This window comes from Pseudoalteromonas mucoides (genome assembly GCF_049257175.1).
Taxonomy (GTDB): domain Bacteria; phylum Pseudomonadota; class Gammaproteobacteria; order Enterobacterales; family Alteromonadaceae; genus Pseudoalteromonas.
Genome location: NZ_JBMMUC010000028.1, coordinates 20,846 through 27,784, shown reverse-complemented (window position 1 = coordinate 27,784; position 6,939 = coordinate 20,846). Strand labels below are relative to the sequence as shown.

Annotated in this window: 4 protein-coding genes; all 4 read left to right on the top strand. The window is 39.2% G+C overall.

What is annotated here, in order from left to right; all coding sequences use genetic code 11:
• Positions 1–872: 872 nt before the first annotated feature.
• The gene (locus AAEU30_RS21110; RefSeq protein ID WP_421962248.1) at positions 873–2,210 is read left to right on the top strand and encodes an RICIN domain-containing protein; all 1,338 of its coding nucleotides are present in this window, start codon (positions 873–875) and stop codon (positions 2,208–2,210) included.
• Positions 2,211–2,350: 140 nt separating this feature from the next.
• The gene (locus AAEU30_RS21105) at positions 2,351–4,672 is read left to right on the top strand and encodes an agarase (protein WP_421962247.1); all 2,322 of its coding nucleotides are present in this window, start codon (positions 2,351–2,353) and stop codon (positions 4,670–4,672) included.
• Complete coding sequence (locus AAEU30_RS21100; RefSeq protein ID WP_421962246.1) at positions 4,662–5,648, top strand: SMP-30/gluconolactonase/LRE family protein; 987 nt, start codon at positions 4,662–4,664, stop codon at positions 5,646–5,648. The genes AAEU30_RS21105 and AAEU30_RS21100 overlap by 11 nt, the downstream gene beginning before the upstream one ends.
• A gap of 176 nt (positions 5,649–5,824) precedes the next feature.
• Positions 5,825–6,937 (top strand): mandelate racemase/muconate lactonizing enzyme family protein, encoded by a 1,113-nt coding sequence (locus AAEU30_RS21095; RefSeq protein ID WP_421962245.1) that lies wholly within the window; start codon positions 5,825–5,827, stop codon positions 6,935–6,937.
• Positions 6,938–6,939: the final 2 nt, after the last annotated feature.

Sequence of the window (6,939 nt, the reverse complement as noted above, 5' to 3'; positions counted from 1 at the left end):
GACCATGCCAATCCACAATTGGAGCTTGTGTTTATCTCAGTTGGCCATTTATTTTGAAGGACGCTTAGACAGCGTACTCGATATTTAAGAATTTAAGCTGACACAGAATTTTGAACGTCCTCGTGAAATTGACTGCCCTTTAATTACTGATATTACAATACTATTTATTATAGTTAGGTGAAGCAGCTTATCTGCTACCCTTCATAATTAGATTGTTTTTTACTCAAATATATGAGTCACTAACTTATATACTTTTTGATATTCTTTAACTTCAACACTATAGTCTCACTCAGATTTTCAACGATATATATACATAACGCGACCCAAGCGCTTTGGTTTAACTTTGCTAATATGGTCACTCACAATTTTGCAGTGATATGCCATCCATAGTATTAAAAGATCTAATTGATATGAAACTAGACTTCCCGTAATTTATTATTGAAATGAAGTATACGTAATGTTGTGTAAGTTAGGTGTTAATCATTACTATATTTGGTAATTTATATGTTTTAAAGTCTCTGTCCGAAAGCTTTTATTTAAATTAATTACCTTGGTTTCACTCATTAGATTTAAAAGCTGGAATATAAATGGCTTAAAATGACTGGACTTATGCAACTAGCCAAAACTTCTTCGTCATACAAAATAACACGCAGTTTATTACTACTCTTATCAAAGATACGCATCAAAAGAAAATTAAAATACAGTGAAAGATGGTTTTAAAGGAGTTGATAATTGGCATATTAAAGACTGCAGTTTAAGTTTGTTAAAAGATGATTGTTAACAAAGTGTTTATTTTGTTTTTTATTTGTACTAGTCTGTATTGGTCACATTGTGTGACCAAAATGACAACATCTAACTTTTAAGAGGCAAAAATGAAAAATAACCTTTTGTTGATCGGCTGTGTTTTAACATCTACAAATTTACTGGCCAACGACTGGGATGCAATACCACTACCAGTCACGCCTGACTATGGTAAAGTTTGGCAACTACAAGAAGCATACTCGGATTCTTTTAATTACACGGGTAAGCCTGCTGCATTTACCAGTAAATGGAACGATACCTACTTTAATAGTTGGACAGGTCCAGGCTTGACCTATTGGCAACGTGATGAATCTTGGGTCTCAGATGGGAATCTCATAATTAGTGCTTCACGTCGTGCAGGTACTGATCAAGTCAATGCAGGGGTGATCACTTCAAAAACTAAAGTCACGTTCCCAATATTTTTAGAAGCTAGTATTAAGGTGAGTAACCTAGAGTTATCTTCAAATTTTTGGTTACTTAGCGATAATGATGAACGCGAAATTGATGTACTAGAAGTATACGGTGGTGCGCGTGATGAATGGTTTGCTAAAAATATGTCGACGAACTTCCATGTTTTTATTCGCGATCAACAAACAAATCAAATAATCAGTGATTACAATGACCAAACCCATAATACGCCAAGCTGGGGAACATACTGGCGAGAAGGCTTTCATCGCTTTGGTGTGTATTGGAAAAGTCCAACAGATGTCACATTTTATATTGATGGCCAGCAAACGCCAGATGGTTCTTGGGCACAAGTGATCATGAAAGACAAAGACTACACTGGGGCTACGTTAAATAAGAACACACATAATATGGATCAATCTGCTTATATTATTATTGATACTGAAGATCATGATTGGCGCTCAGAAGCGGGTAATATTGCAACTGATGCAGACCTAGCCGATGGCAGTAAAAATAAAATGTACGTTGATTGGGTGCGCGTGTATAAACCCGTTAATGCAGCAAATACAAACTCTGTTACTAGTGGCGCGCAAATTAAAGCAAAACACAGTCAAAAGTGTATCGATATTAAAAACGGTGCAATGAATAACGGCAGTATTTATCAGCAATGGAATTGTAATTCTAATAACGAGAACCAAGCATTTGAGCTCGTTGAACTCACAAATAACGAATATGCTATCAGCTCACAATTAACTGGCTTGTGTATGCAAATTGCAAATTCAAGTACCTCAAATGGCGCAGGGGTTGAACAGTGGGTGTGTGATCACACAAAAGCCAATCAACGTTTTACACTGAACAATACAGGAGATGGCTACTTTGAACTTAGATCAAGCTTAAGTAATAAATGTATTGATATAGCAGGTAAATTACAAACCAATGGCGCGTCAGTTGTGCAGTGGCAGTGTTATAACGGCGATAATCAGCGTTTTCAGCTGATTGAGTAAAAAGCCCCCTATATTTTTTACAAATATAAAATTGTTAACAATTAATTATCATTGATTTTGTGTTGTGTAATTATTCTACATAGAACCTAACCGCTTTTATTGCAAAAGCGGTTCTTTCATAATAAAAGAATAGGCTTGCTATGAAAAAAACACACAAGAATGTTTATATCTCATCTGTACTATTGCTAGGCACTATGTTGTCAGGTTGTACTAATAATCAACTCGAAGAAAACACGCCTGCAGACGACACAACAAAAAAAGAGCACATGCTGTGGGATTTCGAAAAACCTGAATACCAGCCTTTTTTACACCATCACCATGCCACGACTAAGCTAATTGAACAGCAAGGTGATCATAAGTTACAGGTTATATTTTCAGCCAAAGCTCATCACGAAAGCGATATTGAATTTGTAAATAGCTCAACGTGGAATTGGCAAGCTTTAGGCAACTTTGCTTTTGCACTTGATATAGAAAACCCTGATAAGGCGTCTACCCAGTTATATATAAAAACAGTGGATGATAACGGTAGAGCACAAAGTCGCAGTGTAGTGGTGCCAGCTGAATCAAACAATACTTATTATATTGAGTTAAAAGGGGCCGATTTAAATACAGAGTCTGGTATACGCTCCAACCCGCCTAGTTGGCACAGTAGTTATACCCCGGTATTGTACCGAGGGGGTGAAAAGAACATTGATGTTAGTAAAGTAACCAAGGTGACGTTTGGCACAAAAGGTTTGTTAGCGGATAAGCAATTACTAATCGACAATGTAAGACTCATAAAGCCAACCAACTTTGACACCGAATACCTCGTCGGCTTGGTGGATGAGTTTGGCCAAAATGCCAAGCGTGATTTTAGTAACAAAGTTTCATCTACAAAGCAATTACTTGCAATCTCAGCGCAAGAGCAAAGACAACTGATAAAGTCACCTGTTGAGGGGCGCTCAACGTTTAGTGGTTGGCAAGCAGGGCCAAAACTTAAAGCAACCGGCTACTTTAGAACCGAAAAGTACCAAGGCAAATGGAGTTTAGTTGACCCGCAAGGTTATTTATTTTTTTCAACCGGTATTGCCAATGTACGCTTAGCGAATACCACCACAATTACAGGTTACGACTTTGACCAAAAGTACATTAAGCAAAGGGCGGCGGGTGATCTGACTCCTGAAGATTCAATCGGCTTAAATACGGCACCAAAAGCAGCGTGGCCATCACGTTATATCAGCTCAGAGCTGCGCGCTAACATGTTTAATTGGTTGCCAGATAGTGATGATCCTCTTGCCGATAATTATGGCTATCGCCGTGAAGTGCATAGTGGCGCAGTTAAAAAAGGTGAAACATTTAGTTTTTATCGAGCAAACTTACAACGCAAATACCAAACACGTGATGAGCAAACATTAATGAAAAAATGGCGCGATACCACGACTGATCGTATGTTGTCGTGGGGATTCACCTCTTTTGGTAACTGGCTTGATGATGATTACTATCAGCAAAACCGACTCCCTTACTTTGCCAATGCATGGATCATCGGTGATTTTAAAACAGTAAGTAGTGGTAATGATTACTGGAGCCCGTTACCTGATCCATTTGATCCTGTTTTTATTAAGCGCGCGGATATCACCTTAGCAACCGTGGCAGAGCAAGTGAACAATAATCCATGGTGTGTTGGTATTTTTATTGATAATGAAAAAAGCTGGGGCATGATGGGCTCAGTTAATTCGCAATATGGGTTAGTGATCAACACATTATCAGTAGACGAAACACAAAGCCCTACTAAAGCTGAATTCGTAAAACTGATGAAAGGTAAGTACCAAGATATAGCTGCTCTGAATGCTAGCTGGAACAGCAATATTGCATCGTGGCATGAGTTTTCTAGTGGCATTACAGTCAAAAATATCAACCAGCAAGTCGAAGCTGATTTTTCCACTATGCTATTTCATTATGCTAACCAATATTTTGCCGTGGTAGAGCAAGCAACAGCTAAACACTTACCCAACCACCTCTATATGGGAGCTCGTTTTGCTGATTGGGGTATGACGCCAGAAATTCGTAACGCCGCAGCTGCTCATGCTGATGTGGTTAGCTATAACTATTACCGAGAAGGGCTCAATGATGATTTTTGGCACTTTTTAGCAGACATTGATAAGCCAAGCATTATTGGTGAATTTCATAATGGGGCGTTAGATTCTGGACTATTAAACCCAGGGCTTATTCACGCCGAGTCCCAACACGACCGCGGTGTTAAATACCAACAATATATGTATAGCGTGATCGATAATCCATATTTTGTCGGGGCACATTGGTTTCAATACATAGATTCGCCATTAACAGGGCGTGCCTATGATGGCGAAAATTATAACGTTGGCTTTGTTAATGTGGCAGATATTCCTTACATGCCCCTCGTAAATGCTGCTAAGGAAGTTAATCAGCAACTTTATCAACGCAGGTATACAAATAATGTTAACTAGTTATATTCAGGCTTGGGTAGTGCTTACAGCTGTGCTTATTAGCACCGCTGTAGATGCAGAGCCAGTGATAAAACAAGGCCCGTATGAAATCTACGATAACAGGGCGTTGCAAGTTTTAAATTTAGACGCACCAATCGAAACACTGGCTACCGGCTTTGAGTGGCTTGAAGGGCCCGTATGGGTTGAAGACGGCGGGTATTTGTTGTTTTCAGATATTCCCAGCCACCGAGTCTATCGCTATCAGCCTGAGCAAGGTGTGCACCTTTATTTAGCCGAGAGTGGTTACTCAAATGGCCTAGTTCTGAACAACCACAATGAGTTGGTGTTATTGCAATCTCGTTCGAGAAAAATTGTCACTATGGCATCGTCGGTTAATGCTCCTAAAACAAGCTATCGCGAATTAGTGAGTCGTTATCAAGGGCAACAGTTCAATAGCCCAAATGATGGTATTTTTAATCACCAAGGCACTCTATTTTTTAGTGATCCCCCTTATGGGCTATCTAAGCAGCTAGATGATCCCGCTAAAGAGCTAAGCTTCCAAGGGGTATATTCATTGAATGCAAAAGGCCAACTTAATGTGCTTGATAAGCAATTAATTTATCCAAATGGGGTTGCGTTGTCTGGGGATGAAAAAACACTTTATGTGGCGGCATCAAACCCTGATAAACCCGCTTGGTATCGATATCAATTAAACCAAGATGGCACTGTTAAAAATAAAGCGTTATTTTATCAATTGCCGGCAGTGGCAGATAATAGCCATGGTCTACCGGATGGATTAAAAATTCATCCCTGTGGGATTATATTTGCAACAGGGCCTGGTGGGCTTTGGTTGTTTGATGAAAATGCTCAGCTATTAGCCAAAGTATCATTGCCTACCATCAGCGCAAACTTAGCATTTAATGCCCAACAAAACCGTGTATATATAACCGCTCATACACATTTATTGTCATTTTCTCTAAATACTGCTTTTCAATAATAGTTTAGATCACTAGCAAGTTAAGCGGTTGCAGCTTAATTTGCTAGACCACTCTTTAGCTGCACGTGTACGCCACAGTTATTTTCATTTTATAACTATATATCCTTTACAATAAATTTGCATTGTTGTAGATTGTTAACAATAGACAGTATCATGTAAACTAATTTGGTGGCTAGATGAGAAATTCATTATTAAAAATAAAAAGCGTAAAGGTGGAGTATTATCAAATTCCTCTAGCTGAGGTGTTAAGTGATGCTAAACACGGTGATCATACTCATTTTGAAGTAATAGCCGTTCGTATCATGACCACAGATGGTTACGAAGGTATGGGTTACACCTACACAGGTGGCAAAGGTGGCCGTGCTATTTATTCGTTATTAAATGACGAAATTAAACCTGGTTTGATCGGGGCTGATTCATCAGCAATTATGTCAATTTGGGATAAGTTACAGTGGGACTTACATTACGTGGGCCGCGGTGGTTTATTAAGCTTTGCAATCTCTGCAGTAGATATTGCTTTGTGGGATATAAAATGTAAGCGATTATCAGCACCACTTTGGCAAGTTGCTGGTGGTCATAGCGATAAAACAGCGTGCTACGCTGGCGGAATCGACCTTAATTTTGATCAGCAAAAGCTCCTTAAGAATATTCAAGGTTACTTAGACCGTGGTTTTAATGCGGTAAAAATTAAGGTAGGCAAACAAGATTATAAAGAAGATGTGGCTCGAGTGGCCGCAGTGCGTGAGCTAATTGGTGCTGATAAAACCTTAATGGTTGATGCTAATTACTCGATGAACGTAGAGCATGCAATTCGTTTTGCCAAAGCCATTGAGCAGTTTGATATCACTTGGTTTGAAGAGCCAACAATTCCTGATGACTACAAAGGGTTTGCACGTATAGCACAGGCGACATCAATTCCTTTAGCGATGGGCGAAAACCTGCACACTTTGCATGAATTTGGTTATGCGATTGATCAAGCAAAACTTGGTTTTTTACAACCAGATGCCTCAAATATCGGCGGCATCACAGGTTGGTTACATGTAGCAAGCCAAGCTTATACCCACAACTTACCTATTTGTAGCCATGGTATGCATGAATTACATGTATCACTACTGGCTTCACAACCTCATGCGGGATTTTTAGAAGTTCACTCGTTCCCGATAGATGAATACACCACGCGACCGTTACAACTTGATGATAATGGTAAAGCCTGCGCCCCAGATATTATCGGTACTGGCGTAGAGTTTGACGCACAATTAGTTAAACCACATTTAGTAAAACAATCATAAGG

Coding starts and splice junctions, on each gene's coding strand:
- AAEU30_RS21095 (WP_421962245.1), top strand. CDS start 5,825: ATGAGAAATTCATTATTAAAAATAAAAAGCGTAAAGGTGGAGTATTAT.
- AAEU30_RS21110 (WP_421962248.1), top strand. CDS start 873: ATGAAAAATAACCTTTTGTTGATCGGCTGTGTTTTAACATCTACAAAT.
- AAEU30_RS21105 (WP_421962247.1), top strand. CDS start 2,351: ATGAAAAAAACACACAAGAATGTTTATATCTCATCTGTACTATTGCTA.
- AAEU30_RS21100 (WP_421962246.1), top strand. CDS start 4,662: ATGTTAACTAGTTATATTCAGGCTTGGGTAGTGCTTACAGCTGTGCTT.